The sequence below is a fragment of the Streptomyces sp. NPDC048825 genome, assembly GCF_043198355.1.
In the GTDB taxonomy this organism is placed as follows: domain Bacteria; phylum Actinomycetota; class Actinomycetes; order Streptomycetales; family Streptomycetaceae; genus Streptomyces; species Streptomyces xiangluensis.
This window is the reverse complement of record NZ_JBICUR010000010.1, coordinates 185,236-201,671: the sequence shown is the minus strand read 5'-3', so window position 1 is coordinate 201,671 and position 16,436 is coordinate 185,236. Positions and strand designations below refer to the sequence as shown.

At 68.8% G+C, this 16,436-nt stretch carries 12 protein-coding genes; 4 read left to right on the top strand and 8 right to left on the bottom strand.

Annotated elements, in window-relative coordinates; genetic code table 11:
* The first annotated feature begins 57 nt into the window (after nucleotides 1-57).
* Nucleotides 58-2,400 (top strand): SpoIIE family protein phosphatase, encoded by a 2,343-nt coding sequence (locus ACGFNK_RS24415; RefSeq protein WP_393419152.1) that lies wholly within the window; start codon nucleotides 58-60, stop codon nucleotides 2,398-2,400.
* 43 nt (nucleotides 2,401-2,443) lie between these two features.
* The gene (locus ACGFNK_RS24410; RefSeq protein ID WP_393419150.1) at nucleotides 2,444-3,394 is read left to right on the top strand and encodes a formylglycine-generating enzyme family protein; all 951 of its coding nucleotides are present in this window, start codon (nucleotides 2,444-2,446) and stop codon (nucleotides 3,392-3,394) included.
* A gap of 1 nt (nucleotide 3,395) precedes the next feature.
* Here ACGFNK_RS24410 and ACGFNK_RS24405 read toward each other — a convergent pair whose 3' ends face one another.
* The 4 genes from ACGFNK_RS24405 to ACGFNK_RS24390 form a co-directional block, all read right to left on the bottom strand.
* Nucleotides 3,396-4,250 (bottom strand): carbohydrate ABC transporter permease, encoded by an 855-nt coding sequence (locus tag ACGFNK_RS24405; protein WP_393419148.1) that lies wholly within the window; start codon nucleotides 4,248-4,250, stop codon nucleotides 3,396-3,398.
* 12 nt (nucleotides 4,251-4,262) lie between these two features.
* Entirely contained in the window at nucleotides 4,263-5,261 is a 999-nt protein-coding gene (locus tag ACGFNK_RS24400) for a carbohydrate ABC transporter permease (protein WP_393419146.1), read from the bottom strand.
* A gap of 61 nt (nucleotides 5,262-5,322) precedes the next feature.
* A complete protein-coding gene (locus tag ACGFNK_RS24395) occupies nucleotides 5,323-6,666 on the bottom strand; it encodes an ABC transporter substrate-binding protein (protein ID WP_393419144.1) in 1,344 nt (447 codons plus the stop codon).
* Between the two features lie 85 nt (nucleotides 6,667-6,751).
* Complete coding sequence (locus tag ACGFNK_RS24390; protein ID WP_393419142.1) at nucleotides 6,752-7,774, bottom strand: LacI family DNA-binding transcriptional regulator; 1,023 nt, start codon at nucleotides 7,772-7,774, stop codon at nucleotides 6,752-6,754.
* Nucleotides 7,775-7,956: 182 nt separating this feature from the next.
* Here ACGFNK_RS24390 and ACGFNK_RS24385 point away from each other — a divergent pair, with 182 nt between their 5' ends.
* Together ACGFNK_RS24385 and ACGFNK_RS24380 are read left to right on the top strand one after the other, a co-directional pair.
* On the top strand, nucleotides 7,957-9,306 hold the full coding sequence (locus ACGFNK_RS24385) for a mucin-1 (RefSeq protein WP_393419140.1): 1,350 nt from the start codon (nucleotides 7,957-7,959) through the stop codon (nucleotides 9,304-9,306).
* Between the two features lie 381 nt (nucleotides 9,307-9,687).
* Nucleotides 9,688-11,316 (top strand): glycoside hydrolase family 43 protein, encoded by a 1,629-nt coding sequence (locus tag ACGFNK_RS24380; protein WP_393419138.1) that lies wholly within the window; start codon nucleotides 9,688-9,690, stop codon nucleotides 11,314-11,316.
* A 450-nt stretch (nucleotides 11,317-11,766) separates the two neighbouring features.
* On the opposite strand, the gene ACGFNK_RS24375 is transcribed toward ACGFNK_RS24380, so the two are convergent.
* The 4 genes from ACGFNK_RS24375 to ACGFNK_RS24360 form a co-directional block, all read right to left on the bottom strand.
* Nucleotides 11,767-12,705 carry a carbohydrate ABC transporter permease gene (locus ACGFNK_RS24375; RefSeq protein ID WP_393419136.1) on the bottom strand — a complete coding sequence of 313 codons (939 nt, stop codon included), beginning with the start codon at nucleotides 12,703-12,705 and terminating at the stop codon, nucleotides 11,767-11,769.
* Nucleotides 12,705-13,589 (bottom strand): carbohydrate ABC transporter permease, encoded by an 885-nt coding sequence (locus ACGFNK_RS24370; protein WP_393419134.1) that lies wholly within the window; start codon nucleotides 13,587-13,589, stop codon nucleotides 12,705-12,707. Before ACGFNK_RS24370 ends, ACGFNK_RS24375 begins: the two co-directional genes overlap by 1 nt.
* Nucleotides 13,590-13,599: 10 nt before the next feature.
* Entirely contained in the window at nucleotides 13,600-14,934 is a 1,335-nt protein-coding gene (locus ACGFNK_RS24365) for an ABC transporter substrate-binding protein (protein WP_393419132.1), read from the bottom strand.
* A 390-nt stretch (nucleotides 14,935-15,324) separates the two neighbouring features.
* Nucleotides 15,325-16,410: a LacI family DNA-binding transcriptional regulator gene (locus ACGFNK_RS24360; protein WP_393419130.1), complete on the bottom strand. Its 1,086-nt coding sequence runs from the start codon at nucleotides 16,408-16,410 to the stop codon at nucleotides 15,325-15,327.
* Nucleotides 16,411-16,436: the final 26 nt, after the last annotated feature.

Here is a 16,436-nt window from a genome sequence, read left to right as displayed (position 1 = left end):
GATGCACCGACGACAGCCGGGTTGATGGGATGGCACGATGCCCTCATTCTGGGGCGTATGGAGCAAGTCGCCGCTTCGGCGATCCTTGATGCACAGGGCACGGTGACGGGGTGGAGCGAGGGTGCCCGGAGGCTGACGGGATACGCGGCCGAGGAGGCCGTGGGCCGGGCGGCGGGGGAACTGCTCGCCGAGGACATGCCGTCCGAGCTCGTCGCCGCGCTGACCGGCACCGCCGTGCTGCGGCACCGGGACGGATCCCGGCTCGCGCTGGCCCTGAGGGCGAGCCCCCTGCTGGGCGCGGACGGTACGGCCACCGGATTCGTCGTCACCGCCGAGCGGTTCGACGGGCAGGGGCCCAGCCTCGCGGCGCAGGCCTTCGAGCAGGCGTCCATGTCGATGTCGATCTTCGACACCGGGCAGCACTATGTGCGGCTGAACAATGTGGCCTGCCAGGTGATGGGGGTCCCGGAGGACACCCTGGTCGGCCGGTACTACCCGGAGACCGTGGAGGACGCCGATCACAGCCGGGGCTTCCTGCAGCATCTGCGGCAGGTTGCCGAGACCGGGGAACCCGTGCACTACGAGAGCTTCACCCGGGCACCGTCCGCCACGCGGTACCACGCCTGGAACATCGAGATGTGGCCGGTGCGGGCCCCCTCCGGCGAGCTGGTCGGGACCGCCCTGGCGGCGTTCGACAGCAGCGAGCAGCACTGGGCCCGGCAGCGGCTGGCTTTGCTGAACGAGGCCGCCGCCTCCATCGGCACCACCCTGGACGTGGTGCGCACCGCCGAGGAACTGGTGGGGCTCGTGGTACCGCGCTTCGCCGACTTCGCCAGCGTCGACCTGCTCGACTGGGTCCTCGGAGCGGACGAACCGCCGACGGCACAGCGCACCGATGTGGTGCTGCATCGGGCCGCCCACCGGTCCGTCACCACGGGCACACCGGAGGCGGCCGTCGAGCTGGGCGAGGCGGACACCTATCCGCCGTTCTCGCCGCCCGCGCGAGCGCTGATGGACGGAGTGGCGGTGCTCAGCGGGGCGGGGGAGCCGGACTTCGACCGGTGGCTGAGCGGCCATGAGGCACGTGACGCCAAGGACCGTGAGTACGGCGTGCGGGTCCACTCGATGCTGGCGGTGCCGCTGCGGGCCCGTGGCACGACACTGGGTGTCGCGGTCTTCGTGCGGGCCGCCAATCCGGATGCGTACGTCGGTGACGATGTCGTTCTCTCCGAGGAGCTGGCGAGCCGGGCCGCCGTCTGTGTGGACAACGCCCGCCGCTTCGGCCGTGAGCGGTCGACCGCGCTGGCCCTTCAGCACAGCCTGCTGCCGCGGGGGCTGCCCGGGCAGGCGGCCGTGGAGGTGGCCCACCGTTACCTGCCGAGCGGGGCGGCGGCCGGTATCGGCGGCGACTGGTTCGACGTGATCCCGCTGTCCGGCAGCCGGGTCGCCCTGGTCGTCGGGGACGTGGTCGGGCACGGCCTCCAGTCGTCGGCGACCATGGGGCGACTGCGTACGGCCGTACGAACCCTCGCCGACGTGGATCTGCCGCCCGACGAACTCCTCACCCACCTCGACGACTTGGTGTCGCACTTGGCGACGGACGAGAGCACCACCGACGACGTCGCTGAGCTGGGAGCGACCTGTCTGTACGCGCTCTACGATCCCGTTTCGCGCCGGCTGACCGTGGCCGGCGCCGGGCATCCGCCGCCGGCCGTCCTGCTGCCTGACGGCACCACGCGGCTCGTCGAGATGTCCGCCGGGCCGCCGCTGGGGGTGGGCGGCCTGCCCTTCGAGGCGACCGAACTGGTGCTGCCCGAGGGCTCGTTGATCGCCCTCTACACGGACGGGCTGATCGAGGGGCGGGACCGCGACCTCGACCGCGGCATCGCCGATCTGTGCGGTGCGCTGACCGTGCCCGCCGATTCGCTGGATGCCCTGTGCGACGCGGTGCTGAAGTCCGTACTCCCACCGCAGCCCGCCGACGACGTAGCCCTGCTGCTGGCCCGTACCCGTGCGCTCGGCGCCGAGCAGGTGGCCACCTGGGACATCGAGCCGAACCCCGAAATCGTGGCCGCCACCCGGCAGTACGCCACCGAGCAGCTCACCGAGTGGGGCCTGGACGAGACCGCTTTCGTCACCGAACTGGTCGTCAGCGAACTGGTCACCAACGCGATCCGGTACGGCGAACCGCCCATCCAGCTGCGCCTGCTCCGCGACCGCGCACTGATCTGCGAGGTCTCCGACGGCAGCTCCACCTCGCCGCATCTGCGCCGGGCGCACGTCTACGACGAGGGTGGCCGAGGTCTGCTGCTGGTCGCCCAGCTCACCCAGCGCTGGGGCAGCCGGCAGACCGTCAACGGCAAGACGATCTGGGCCCAGCAGCCGCTGCCGCCGGGCTGACTCGCTCGCTCCGGCACATCGGGGGCGTGTTGTACTGGGCCGCGTGAGTTCCCACTGCTGTGCACCCGGCCGGTCCTCCGAAGCGGCACCCGCCGCGTCCGAGCCGCCGCCCGTTCCCGGCAGCGGCACGGCGCCCGGCGGCTCCAAGGTGGCGCTGCCCGGCGGCACCTTCCGTATGGGCGGTGAGGACGTGGACGCCAACCCCGGTGACGGTGAGGGCCCGGTCCGCGAGGTGACCCTCGGACCGTTCGAGATCGACGCCCGCTGTGTCACCAACGAACGCTTCGCGGCGTTCGTGGACGCCACGGGCTACCGCACCGACGCCGAGCGCTTCGGCTGGTCGTACGTCTTCGCCCGGTTCCTGCCGGGGGAGTTGCGCAAGGAGTCACCTCGGCCGGAGGGAACGCCCTGGTGGTGCGGGGTGCAGGGCGCGTACTGGGCTGCGCCGGAAGGGCCCGGCAGCGGCCTCGACGGCCGCTGGGACCATCCGGTGGTCCATGTCTCCTGGGGCGACGCACTCGCCTTCTGCCGGTGGGAGGGCTCCCGGCTGCCGACCGAGGCCGAATGGGAGTACGCGGCCCGCGGCGGCCTCGACCAGAAGCGCTTCCCGTGGGGAGACGAGCTCACGCCCGGTGGCGAACACCGCTGCAACATCTGGCAGGGACGCTTCCCGTTCCGCAACACCGGCGAGGACGGTTACGTCGGCACCGCCCCCGTCGACGCCTTCCCGCCCAACGGGTTCGGCCTGTTCAACACCTCCGGCAACGTCTGGGAGTGGTGCGCCGACTGGTGGGGCACCGACCACGGCACCGGGCCCCACACCGACCCCACGGGACCGGAGCAGGGCACGGCCCGCGTGATGCGCGGCGGCTCCTACCTGTGCCACGACTCCTACTGCAACCGCTACCGTGTCGCGGCCCGCACCGCCAACAGTCCGGACAGCTCGGTCGGCAACACAGGTTTCCGCTGCGTACGGGACCGCAGGCACGGCTGACTCAGCCCTTGACGGCCGAGCTGGCGACGCCCTGGACGAACCAGCGCTGGAAGAAGGCGAAGACGACCAGCACGGGCAGGACCAGGAGCACGCCGAAGGCGAGGATCTGACCCCAGTCCGGGGGCAGTTGAGCCTGGAAGACGCTCATCTCCAGCGGCAACGGGCGTACCGACGGATCGGAGACCATCAGGACCGGCCAGAGGAACGAGCCCCACTGGATGAGGAAGGTCAGGATCGCCACGGAGGCGAAGGCCGGCTTCGACATCGGGACGATGATGGCGAAGAAGGTGCGCCAGGGGCCCGCGCCGTCGATGCGGGCGGCTTCCTCGATGCTCGGCGGAATCGTGCGGAAGAACGTGTGGAACTGGTAGACCGAGAAGGCGTTGGCGATGAACGGGAGCGCCAGGATGGGGAGCGTGTTGCGCTGGTCGTTGAACATGTAGAAGAGCGGGACCGCCACCGACTCGAACGGGATCAGCATCAGCAGCAGGACGAGGGTGAAGACGGCGTTCTGGCCGCGCCACTTCAGCCGTGAAAGCCCGTACGCGGCCATGGAGTTGACGAAGAGACCGCCCGTCACCACCACGAAGGCCAGCAGCAGCGAGATACCCATGAAGCGCCAGAAGTAGCCGGTGCTCTCGGAGTTGAGGCTGTCGAGGACGGCCGTGTAGTTGTCGAAGGACAGGTTGGTGGGCAGGAAGCCGGACAGGCCGTTCAGGACTTCGTCGGACGGCTTGAGGCTGCCGATGAGCAGATAGATGGCGGGCAGCGCGAAGACGAAAGCCAGGACGGACAGGACGGCGTAGTCGAGGACGCGGCGCAGGGGAGTGCGGGTGAGGCCCGTGTTCATGCTCATGGTCAGCCCTTGCTAGTCGGTGTTGTCGGGCCGGACGACGCGGCGCTGGATGAGGGTCAGGACGACGACGATCAGGAAGAAGACGACGGTGATCGCGGACGCCTGGCCGATGTTGTTCTGGTCGAAGGCGGTGGTGACCGCCTGGTACATCACGGTGCGGGCCGCGTCCTCATTGAGTCCGCCGCCCTTGACGAGAACGTAGACCTGGTCGAAGACGCGGAAGGAGAGCACCGAGGTGAGCATGGCGACGAACACGAGGGTGCCGCGGATGCCGGGCAGGGTGACATTCCGGAACTGCTGCCAGCGGGAGGCGCGGTCGAGCTCGGCGGCCTCGTAGAGCTCACCCGGGATCTGCTGGAGCCCGGCGAGCAGGATGACCATCTGGAAGCCGACGCCCTGCCAGATGGAGAGGATGATGATCGAGACCATCGCGGTGGCGGAGTCGCCGAGCCAGTCGAAGGCGCCCCAGTTGCCGAAACTCACCGCGTCCAGCGCGGAGTTGAGCATGCCCTGATCGCTGCGGGCGAGGATGAGCCGCCAGATCACGGCGACCAGCGCCATCGGGAAGACGACCGGCATGAAGAACAGGGACCGGAACAGGCCGATCGCCTTGAGCTTTCGGTTGAGCAGGATCGCAAGGCCGAGCGCCAGACCGGTCTGCACGGGTACGACGACCGCGGCAAAGGTCAGGTTGTTGAGCAGGGACCTGAGGAACGGGCCGGACAGATCGGGGTCGGTGAACAGCCGCCGGTAGTGCTCGATCCCGAACCAGGTCGGTTCCAGGGGGGAGCCCAGGCGGACGTTGTAGAAGGAGAGGACGACGGCGTAGCCGAACGGGATACCGACGAAGGCGATGAGTCCGACGACGGCGGGCGTGGACATGAGCAGTCCGTGCAACCAGTCGCGGTTCTTGCGCACAGCGCGCGCAGGGCGCGCGGGTTCGACGGAGGTCACGGGTGGGGCCTGCTCCCGGGCATGGGGTGCGGCGTGCGCGGGTTCGACGGATTTCACGGGGTGTCCTGTTCCCGGCGGGGCGGGCGCGGTGTGCGCGGCCCGCCCCGGCCGATGGGTCCTACGGGATCTCGTAGCCGGCGTTGTCGGAGAAGTCCTGGTCGATGGCGCTGGCGGCCTTGGACAAGGCGTCCTTCGGGTCGGCGCCGCCGTAGACCGAGTTGAGGGCCTCGGCGAACTTGGCGGTGACCGTGGGGTATCCGGCGGTCAGCGGGCGGGTCACGGCTACGCAGGACTTGGTGATGTCGGTGTCGCCGCAAGGCTTGGCGAGCTGGTCGGAGAACAGCTGGAGCGGGCCGCCCTGCTTGTAGAGGTCGCTTGCGGCGAGCGCGGACTTGGTGGCGGGCGGGGCGCCGTTGGCCGTCGTCATCGCGGCGACGTTCTCGTCGTTCAGGAGAGTGTCCAGGAACGTACCGGCGGCCTTGGCGTTCTTGGAGTCGGCGCCGATGCCCCAGGCCCAGGAGCCCTGGCCGGTCTTGGGGCCGTTGCCGAAGTCGGGCAGCGGCAGGACGACGAGGTCGTCACCGAGCGCCTCGCTGTAGACGGGGTACATCCAGTGGCCGACCCAGCTGAGCGGGACGCGGCCCTTGGCGAAGGCGTTGCCGTCGGTGTTGGGGTCGACATCGGACTTCCAGGACTGGAAGGTCTGCAGCGCCGACACGGTTTCCGGCGAGTCGATTGCGCCCTTCGCCTTGCCGTCCTTGAGGAGCGAACCACCGGCCGACCAGACGATGGGGGAGAAGCCGTAGGTGCCCCACTCGGTGGTGAACCCGTTGTTCTCCTGAACGTCGAGGACCTTGCCGTCGGAGTCCTTGGCCTTCAGCGTCTTGAGCGCTGCGGTGAACTCGTCCGCCGTCCAGGCGTCGTCCACGCTCGTCGGGTACTTCACGCCGGCCGCGTCCAGGAGCTTCTTGTTGCCGTAGATGCCCAGGCCCGAGTCGTACTGGCCAAGGCCGTAGTGCTTGCCGTCGATCTCGCCCTGCGCCTTGTTGGCCTCGCTGGCGTTGTCCAGGGTCTTGGCGGAGACGTAGTCGTCGATCGGGGCGAGCTTCTGGTTGAAGACGAAGTTCGCCATGGTCGGGCCGTCGAACTCCATCACGTCCGGCAGCTCGGAGGCGTCCGTCGTGGTGATGGTCTTGGTGTAGTCGTTGCCGGGGATCAGCTTCAGCTCGACCTTGATGTCGTTCTGCGAGGAGTTGAAGGACTTCACCGCGTTCTGTATCGCGGTGTCCTCGCTCTTCTGGCCCTGGTGGGCCCAGACGCTGATGGTGCCCTTGCCGCTGCCCGCCTCGGCGGAGGTGTCGGTGGTACCACCCCCGCCACAGGCGGCCAGCGCCGCCAGGGGCAGGACGAGAGCCAGGCCCGTACTGGCTGTGCGGCGGACATTTCTGCTGGTCGAACTCATGGCTGTGCCTTCCGTGCTGTGGCGAGGGTTTGCAGTGCTGACGTGCTGTCTGGGCGTGGGGGAAGTAGAGCTCGAGTGGTGCGGGTTACTGCGGTCCGCGCGGTCGGGGCGGGGCGGTCGTCTCGCGCAGGACGAGGCGGATGGGCATCTGCACCTGCTCCGTGGGTGGTTCGGCGCCGGGTTCGTCCAGCTGACGCAGCAGCAGCCGGGCGGCCTCGGCGCCCTGGTCGGCGACCGGCTGGGCGACGGTGGTCAGGCCGACCACATCGGCGAGTTCGTGGTCGTCGAAGCCGACGACCGACACGTCGTCCGGGACCCTGAGCCGGTGGCGGCGCAGGGCGCGCAGGGCGCCCATCGCCATCTCGTCGGACTGCGCGTACACGGCGGTCGGCGGGCGGGAGACGGCCAGCAGTTCGGTCATCGCCCGCTCACCGCCCTCGACGGTGTAGTCGCCGTCCGCCTCCAGAGCCGGATCGTGCTCGATTCCGGCGTCCGCCAGGACGTCCAGGTAGGCGTTGCGCCGCTCGATCGGGGTGGTCCAGTGCAGCGGCCCGCTGGCTCCGCTGATCATGCCGATGCGGCGGTGGCCGAGGTTCACCAGATGGCGTACGGCGCTCTCGGTGCCGGCCCGGTCGTCGATGCCGACGACGGTGAAACCGGGCCGGGTGCCGCCGACCGTGGTGGCCAGTGGCACCCCCAGCGAGCGCAGCGCGGCCGACTCCTCCTCGTCCGGGATGAGCAGCGAGAGCACCGCGTCCACCCGCTTGCGCACCGGCAGCCTGGTGAAGAAACGCTTGCGAATCTCCGGCGAGCCCAGGTTGTACAGCAGCACGTCGTACCCGGCCGCGCTGAACACACGCTCGGCGGCGTCCAGCACGGTGCCGAAGAACCAGCGGCCCACGTACGGAACCAGGACGCCGATGGTGAACGTACGGCCGCTGGCCAGACTGGCGGCGGAGCGGGACGCGGTGTAGCCGAGCTGAGCGGCGACGGCCGCGATCTTGTCCCGTACCTCGTCGGAGACGCCGGTCCGGCCGCGCAGGGCGCGGGACACGGTGGACGCCGAGACGCCGGCGGCGCGGGCGACGTCGTTGATGCTGGCCGTCACGGCGCAGTTCCTCCCGTTGATTTCACGTCGGTGTGATGTGGGGGTGACGAGACCGTAAACCCGGCCTCCTTGTTGCGCAAGCGTTTGCGTTCAGATTTACTTGGGCCGATTCCAATCTGAGCCCGTTTTAACTCGATGGTCAGCGCACGCGTTTGGGCGCTGTGAGCCGACAGGAACTACGCATGCGATACGCCCCGCCAGGCCTCTGCTTGAACGACTTCGCCCTGCTCCGGGACGAGGACGGCACCTACACGGTGCTGCACCTTCAGGGGCCCTGGACGGCCGAGTTCGATCACATGCGGATGGAGACCTCGTACGGCCGGGCGACCTCCACCGACCTCGTTCACTGGCAGCCGCAAGGACCCGCCTTCGGCAACGGGCTGCCGGGCCGCTTCGACGCCCAGGCGGTGTGGACGATGCATCCGTTCCGGTACGGCGACGGAATGGCGATGTTCTACACGGGGGTGAGCGGCCTGCTGCCCGGCGGTACGCCGCTCCAGGCCGTCGGACTCGCGTACTCCGACCGCACCGACGGCACGGGCTGGCGCCGCCATGGCACCGGACCGGTCGTCGAGGCCGACCCGCGCTGGTACCGCACAGGCGAAGGGATGGGCTGGCGCGACCCCTTCGTCGTACGGGACGACGAGGGCGACGGCTGGGTCATGGCCGTCTGCGCGAGCGATGCCTCCCTCCCGGTGGAGGCCGGCGGCTGCGTGGCCCTGGCCACCTCCGACGACCTGGAGCACTGGACCGTCCACCCGCCGCTCCTCGCACCGGGCGACATCGACGAGTTCGAGTGCCCGGTCCTGGAACGCCTCGACGACGGCAGCTGGCTGCTGCTCGGCTCCATCGGGCAGACCCGCTGCATCGAGGCGTGGACGGCCCCCCGCCTGCGCGGCCCGTGGACCCGCCGTGGCCCGCTGAGCCCGACCGGTGCCTACGCCCCCAGGGTGATCCCCGCTCCGGACGGCTCCCGCGTCGTCCTGCACACGACACCCCGCCAGGTCGGCCTCAGCGATGACGGGGACCGCTGCCGGGGCATGCTCGCCCAGCCCAAATCCCTTGTGGCGCAAGGCGATTGCGCGCCCCGCCTGGAATGGTGGCCCGGCCTGAACGCCTGGCTCGGCGAGGAGACCGACCGCCCCACCCTGCACGCGGTCGGCGACGTCGCCATTTCCGGGCCCGTGGAGATCACCCTCCGCACCGACGCACCGGGCACCGACCGTGCGGCCCTCGCCGTGGGCTGCGACGGCAAGAACCTCTGGGTCACCGGCCCCGACGGCACTCGCCTCGGCGAGACCATCCTGAGCGAACCCGCGGCCTCGCTGCGCATCCTCACCATCGGCGAGTACGTCGAGGTCTACGCCGACTCCGTCTTCGCCCTCGCGACCCTGTGCTACTCCGGCCACCCCACACCGTGGACAGCCGTCACCGAAGGACGCGAACGCATCATCCCCGTCCGCCCGATCCGGCTGCCCGACCCGTACCGCGACGACGCCTCGGCGATCTGGGCCGGGTCCACATCCCAGTGACGTACAGGAGCCTGCCTGCCCTGTGACTGAGCCCTGTGGGCTCCGCATGCCCCGCGCCACATGGACCCGCGGACCCATGCCCCGGCATGTCCTCGCGTCACTCCAAGCGGCAGCGAAAGTTTCGAGTAGCGCAGCTCACGCGAAGGAATCGTTGACCCGATAGCAACCGGTTCCTAGATTGGGTGCGTCTCAACGATGGCGTAAGCGGCGGACGGTGGGACCGTCATCGCTCACGTCGACTACGGCTTGCGCGACTTCTTGAGCGTCACCGAACTGCCGCCGCGCGGCGCAGGCCCCGAGGCCTCCGCCGCGCGGCGGCGTCCACGCCGCCCTTGGCGCAGCCGTCTTTGAGGCACCTGAGACACCTGTGAAAGGACCGGCATGACCTCGGGCCACCTCCGCAACCCCGTGCTGCCGGGATTCCACCCGGACCCGAGCATCGTGCGCGTCGGCGTGGACTACTACATCGCCACCTCGACCTTCGAGTGGTACCCCGGCGTGCCCGTGCACCGCTCCACGGATCTCGTCCACTGGGAGCCGGCCGGCCACATCCTGGACCGTCCTGATCTGCTCGACCTGCGCGGAGTCCCCGACTCGGCCGGCGTGTGGGCGCCTTCACTGTCGTACCACGACGGGCAGTTCTGGCTCGTCTACACGATCGTCCGCACCATCGGGCACCCCTACAAGGACGTCGACAACTACCTGATCACGGCCCCGTCGATCGAGGGTCCGTGGTCGGAGCCGGTGTTCCTGAACTCCTCCGGCTTCGACCCGTCGTTCTTCCACGACGAGGACGGCCGCAGCTGGCTGCTGAACATCCAGTGGGACCCGCGCGACGGGCACCCGTCCTTCGCGGGGATCCTGCTCCAGGAGTACGACGCCGACAAGCGGGCCCTGATCGGGCAGCCATGCACGATCCTCAAGCACGACGAGCTGATCGAGGGCCCCAACGTCTACTTCCGCGACGGCTGGTACTACCTGATGCTCGCCGAGGGCGGCACCGGCTGGAACCACGGCATCCTCATGGCCCGCTCCCGCGAGCTGACAGGACCGTACGAACTCGACCCGCTCGGCTCGCTGTTGACCACCCGGGACACCCCGGACTGGCCGCTTCAGAAGGCCGGTCACGGCGAGCTGGTCGAGACTCCGGCGGGGGAGTGGTACCTCGTGCACCTGGCCTCCCGCCCCGTACAGACGCCCGAAGGGCCGCGCTGCGTTCTCGGCCGGGAGACCTGCCTGCAGCGCGTGACCTGGACGGACGACGGCTGGCTGCGGCTGGCCGACGGCGGACGGCGGCCGAGTCTGGAGGTTCTGGCACCCACGGGGGTGGAGCCGGGACAACCGGGCCCGGCCGCCGGGCCTCCCGCCCGTGACGACTTCAACTCGCCTTCCCTGGACGGGCATTGGAGTACGCTGCGGGCGCCCGCGACCTCCGAGTGGCTGTCACTCGGCGAACGCCCAGGACATCTGCGGCTGCGCGGCCGGCAGAGTCCGCACTCGCTCTTCGACCAGAGCCTTCTCGCGCGGCGCCTCGCTTCGGTGCGGTGCGAGGTGACGACGGTCGTCGACTTCCGCCCCTCCCACTTCAGCCAGCGCGCGGGCCTCATCTGCTGGTACGACACGTCGACGCACTACTACCTGCGCCTCACCCATACCGAGGGCAGGGGACGCGTCCTGGGCGTGGTCCTCAGCGACGACGGAGCGTACGGGGAGCTCCAGGAGTCCGAACTCGACGCCGACGACTGGCCGTTGGCGTACCTGAGGGCACGCTTCGACGGTACGGAACTGCGCTTCTTCGCCTCGCCTGACGGAACCGACTGGCAGGCCGTGGGCCCGGTCCTCGACGCGAGCAAGCTCTCCGACGACTACGGGAACCGGTTGCGTTTCACCGGTGCGTTTGTCGGGATCTGCGCCCAGGATCTGGGCGGAACACGCGCTCCGGCCGACTTCGACTGGTTCGAGGTGCGGGATCTGGACAGCGAGGACGGCGGGGACAGCGGGCAGGAGTAGGGGTGCTGGCTGCTCGCCCGGGAGTGTGCACAAGGGCGGTTTAACTCGATCGTGTGGTGATCGACTTCCGGGCTTGCGGCGTCCTGGGCTGTTCGGGCTACGGTGATCGTGCGATCTGGGACGCCGGGTACGGCGCCAGCGTGCGGGGCCCCGCTCCACCGGAGTGATGGTTCGGGGCCTCCCCATCACCTCTGGCCGTACCCATCTGGCCAGGTCGCGCAGGGAACCGGCCTCCCGGGATCGGACCACGGACAGGATCCGTGTCGCTACCCCGGGGTTGAGTACGCCGGGGACCAGTGCGCCCAAGACCGTTCGGGGCGTGCGGCTGAGCGGACTCACCACTGCTCAGTCCCCAGGAACGGTTTCTCCGCCAGAAATGCCTGGCGGACGCCTCGGCGGTCAGCGACGAAGTCACGTCTCTGACCGCCTAGTTGCGTTACACGGGCTTGGTTACTTGAGTGCGCCCAGGGTGACGCCGGTCCGCCAATAGCGGCGCATCGCGACCATCATGATCGCCATCGGGATGATCGACAGCAGCGCACCGGTCAGGACGAGGCTGGTCACGTCGATGCCCGACTCCAGGCGCTTGCCGGACCAGTTGTACAGGCCCAGGTTTAGCGTCCAGTTCTCCTCGCCGCGCAACACGGTCAGCGGGAGGAAGAAGGCGTTCCAGGTGTTGACGAAGGCGAGCAGGAACACCGTCGCGCCGCCCGTGGTCATCATCCGCAGCACGATGCTGAAGAAGATCCGCAGCTCGCCGGCGCCGTCGATCCGGGCCGCCTCGAGCAGCTCGAACGGGATCGTGGCTTCCGTGTAGACCTTGGCCAGGTACACGCTGAACGGGTTGATCAAGCAGGGGATCAGCATCGCCCAGGGGGTGTCGACCAGGCCGATCTCCGAGAACATCAGGTACAGCGGCAGCGTGAGCAGCGCGATCGGAATCAGGAAGGAACCCACCACGGCCGTGAACACCACGCCCCGCCCGGGGAAGTCGAAGCGGGCAAGGCCGTAGCCCGTGAGGAGGGCGATGAGGGTGCCGCCCAGGGAGCCGACCCCCGCGTACAGGAACGAGTTGGCGGTCCAGCGCAGGAAGATGCCGTCCTCGTACGTGAAGACCTGCTGAAGGTTCTCCCACAGGTGGAAGCCGGAGAACCACAGCCCGTTGCTCTGGTACAGCCCCACGCGGTCCTTGGTCGCGGCGATGATCAGCCAGTACACCGGGAACAGGCTGTAGGCGCCGGCCAGGACCAGACCGACGAGGAGGAACCGCTGCCCACCCCGTGAACGGGCAGCGGGGTCGGGGCGGGTGCGCCGGCGGACGGCGCGCCCGTGGGGTGGCACGGCGGAGGTTTCCGTGCCGTTTTCCTTACGGTTTTCTGTCAGCGCCATCAGTCCGCCTCCCTCGAGGTCAGCCGGTAGAAGAGGAAGGACGCGACGCCGAGCATCAGGGCGAGCAGCACCGACAGAGCCGCGGCGTAGTGGTAGTTGCCGGCGTTGAACGCCTGGTTGTAGATGATCATGATCGGGGTGAAGCTGTCGCTGACCGTCTGCGGGGTCACGTTCCGGAACAGCGCGGGCTCGTTGAAGATCTGCAGCATCTGGATGATCGACAGCAGAGCGGTCAGGACGAGCGCCCCGCGCACGAACGGGATCTTGATGCTCCGCGCGATCCGCAGCTCAGAGGCGCCGTCAAGACGCGCGGCCTCGAAGAGCTCGCGGGGCACGCCCTGGAGCGCCGCGTAGATGATCACCATGTTGTAGCCGATGCCGTGCCAGGTCAGCAGGTTGCCGATGGCCGGCCACACCATCGAGGGCGCGAAGAAGTTCCAGTCGAACCCGAACAGCTCGCCGAGGGGAGTCAGCGGGCCGACCTCGGGGCTGTACAGGTTGACCCACACGATGGCCGCGACCACGCCGGGGATCATGTAAGGAACCAGGAGCAGGATCCGGAACCGGCCGGCCACCTTCGAGGTGACCGCGTCCAGGAAGAGCGCCAGCACCAGGCTGATCAGCAGCATGAACGGGATCTGGACGCAGGCGAACAGCACCACCCTGAGGATGGACGTCATGAACGCCGAGTCGGTCAGGCCCTGCTGGTAGTTCTCCAGCCCGACGAACTCCCTGGTCGCGCCGCCGAGACCGAGTCCGGACTGCTTCTGCAGATACAGCGACTGGTAGACCGCGTAGCCGATCGGCAGCAGATAGAGGAAGACGAAGCCGAGCTGGAAGGGCACCGTGAACGCGGCACCCTTCCAGCGCAGTGAGCGAATCATGAAGTGTGCCTCAGCCCTTGACGCTGATGCCGCGCTGCTTCAGGTCGTTGACCGTCCACTCCTGCATGTGCGCGAGCAGGTCGGTGACCTTCTGCTTCTTGCTGACGACCGCGGCCCACTCGTCCTGCATCTCCGTGAACATCGCGGTCCAGTTCGGGCCGAAGGTCCAGTCGCTGGTGACGGTGCCCAGGCTGTCCGTGACGATCTTCTTGGCCGGCTCGTAGTTCTTGCCGAGCAGCTTCTCGGAGATCGCCTCGGAGACGTACGCGTCGCTGTCGGCCAGCGCCGGCATCACACCGCTGCCGGTCTCCGGGCTCGCCATGGTCTTGACCGCACCGGTGTCGGTGGACATCCACAGTGCCGCCTCGGCGGCCTGCTCCTTGCTCTTGCACTGCTCGGACACCAGCGTCAGGTTGCCGCTCTGGTTGGTGCCGGCCGGAGTCTTGGGCGCCTCGCCCTTGAAGGTCGGCCAGGGGGAGAGCGCCCAGTCACCGAAGGACTTGGTGAAGTTCTGCACCATGCCGGACATCTGCCAGGTGGAGATCTGCCGGGTCGCGGTGCCGCCGTTGTCGTAGTTGCGCTGCACGGCCGCGTAGTCGGCGAACGAGAGCTTGGAGTTCAGGTCGTTGTCGATGATCTGCTGGATCACGTCGGCGGCCTTCAGGGTGCCCTCGTCCTGGAAGTTCACCACCCAGGAGTCGCCCTCGACGGAGTACCAGTGCGCTCCGGCCTGCATGGCGAGCACCTCCAGGGTGCTCGGGTCCTCACCGGCGTAGTTGGTGATCTTGATCTTGTGCTTCTTCAGCTCCTTGCCCGCGGCGATGAAGTCGTCCCAGGTGGCCGGGGGTTCCAGGTTGTACTTCTCGAAGAGGTCGGTGCGGTAGATGGTGAAGGCGGGCGCCGAAGCGGTGGGGACGCCGTAGACCTTGCCCTGGACCTGGCCGGTGGCCCACGAGCCGGGGTTGAACTTGTCCTTGTCGGCCTCGACGTACTCGGTGATGTCGGCGAGCGCGCCCTGGGAGACCCAGCTCGTCACGTACTCGCCGGTGTTCTGCATCAGGCAGGGAGCGTTACCGGCCTTGACGGCGTTGGTCAGCTGCTTCTGCATGGTCAGCTGGTCGGTGACCTTGGTGTACTTCAGCTGGACGTCCTTGTGGGAGGCGTTGAACGCCTTCACGACGGCCTCCTGGCCGTTGGCCCAGCCCCAGAAGTCGAGGGTGACCGGACCGGAGGACTTGGCGGGCTCGTCGTCTCCGGAGCCGCCGCAGGCAGCGAGCAGACCTGTCAGTGCGACACCCGCGACAGCGGCGCGAGCGAACCTTCTCCGGGGGTTGGTGAAGTTCATCGTACGGTCATCCTTCGAGGCGTAGACGATCGCGGAAGAGGGGTGGCTCGGTGGGGCGACGGCGAGCGGGGAAGACGTCGGCTCGTGTCTCGGAAACCCTCTGGCGGAAGCTGTAGAAAACGGTTGCTGTGAAACGTAGGTCTCTCCCTCTGTTTCACGCAAGAGTCCGACGGCAAATTGTTAAGTTCGGTTGTCCGTGACGTTGCCTGCCGTCGTCGGCGTGAGCCACCAGCACACCGATACGGATGTGCAGGTCAGCGGCGCGGAAGCGGATGCCTGTAGCGCTCTGGGAACGCTGCCCGGCGCCTTCGAGGTTCCTCGAAGGCGTTTACGTAACAGCCATCTTTCGAGCTGCTACGACTGTCGAGCTGGGGGGTACGTCCCAGGCCCTTAAGGCACCGGGGGAGGCTGGACGGAGTGCCGTACGACGACATGTGTGCCCAGCACCACGTGGTCGCCGTCGCCGCCCTTGCGGCGGCCTGCGCCGTTCTCGCGCCGGTTGGCCACCGCGCGCAGCGCGACGCGGCCCATCTCCTCGTACGGCACGTGAACGGTGGTCAGTTGGGGGGTGAGCTGAGAGGCCAGCGGGATGTCGTCGTAGCCGACGATCGACACGTCCTCGGGCACCCTGAGCCCGCCCGCACGCAGGGCCTGCATGGCGCCCGCGGCGACCACGTCGGTTCCCGCGAGCACCGCCGTGAAGTCCAGCCCCAGCCGCAGGCTTTCCTCGACGGCGTCGTACCCGTGCTCGTCGTCGTAGGGGCCGTGCAGCACCATCTTCGGATCGAAGGGCACGCCGTACGCGTCGAAGGCCCGCCGGGCGCCGTTCAACCGGCCCTGGGCGGTGGTGAGTTCGGCGTGGCCCGGCAGTACCAGGACACGGCGGTGACCGGCGGACAGGAGGTGGCTGGCCATGGCGTAGGCGCCGCCCTCGTTGTCGTAGTCCACCGTCGTCGCCGGTACGTCGCCCTCCAGCGGAGGCCTGCCCACCAGCACGAGGTGCGAGCCGGCCGCGTCCAGGGAACGGGCGAACCGGGCCATCCTCAGCTGGTACTCGTCGTAGTCGTACGCGCCGCCGAGCAGGATCACCGCGGTGACGCCCTGCTGGCGCATCAGGTTGACCAGCGCGAGTTCGCGTTCCGGATCGTCGCCGGTCGTGCCGACCAGCGACAGCCAGCCGCGCAACGAGGCGGCGCCCTCGACTCCCTTGGCCACGTGGGTGAAGGCGGCACCCGTGATGTTGTTGATGAGGATGGCCACCGTCGGCGTGCCGCCACCGGCGAGCGAGCGGGCGTGGGCGTTGGTGACGTAGTCCAGGTCCTGAACCACCTTCATCACCCGGCGGCGCAGCTCTTCCGACACCGGATAGTTGCCGGACAGGACGCGCGAGACGCTGGCGACCGAGACGCCCGCCTGTGCCGCCACATCCCGGATGGTGGCCCGTCCGGAGTCACCCGACGCCGTGCGCTCACTCACCGTTGCGGCTCCTTCACCGTAGCGAC

Excerpts from the sequence above, each read along its gene's own strand:
- ACGFNK_RS24385 (WP_393419140.1), top strand. The coding sequence starts at position 7,957 with ATGCGATACGCCCCGCCAGGCCTCTGCTTGAACGACTTCGCCCTGCTC.
- ACGFNK_RS24375 (WP_393419136.1), bottom strand. The coding sequence starts at position 12,705 with ATGGCGCTGACAGAAAACCGTAAGGAAAACGGCACGGAAACCTCCGCC.
- ACGFNK_RS24405 (WP_393419148.1), bottom strand. The coding sequence starts at position 4,250 with ATGAGCATGAACACGGGCCTCACCCGCACTCCCCTGCGCCGCGTCCTC.
- ACGFNK_RS24395 (WP_393419144.1), bottom strand. The coding sequence starts at position 6,666 with ATGAGTTCGACCAGCAGAAATGTCCGCCGCACAGCCAGTACGGGCCTG.
- ACGFNK_RS24415 (WP_393419152.1), top strand. The coding sequence starts at position 58 with ATGGAGCAAGTCGCCGCTTCGGCGATCCTTGATGCACAGGGCACGGTG.
- ACGFNK_RS24365 (WP_393419132.1), bottom strand. The coding sequence starts at position 14,934 with ATGAACTTCACCAACCCCCGGAGAAGGTTCGCTCGCGCCGCTGTCGCG.
- ACGFNK_RS24370 (WP_393419134.1), bottom strand. The coding sequence starts at position 13,589 with ATGATTCGCTCACTGCGCTGGAAGGGTGCCGCGTTCACGGTGCCCTTC.
- ACGFNK_RS24380 (WP_393419138.1), top strand. The coding sequence starts at position 9,688 with ATGACCTCGGGCCACCTCCGCAACCCCGTGCTGCCGGGATTCCACCCG.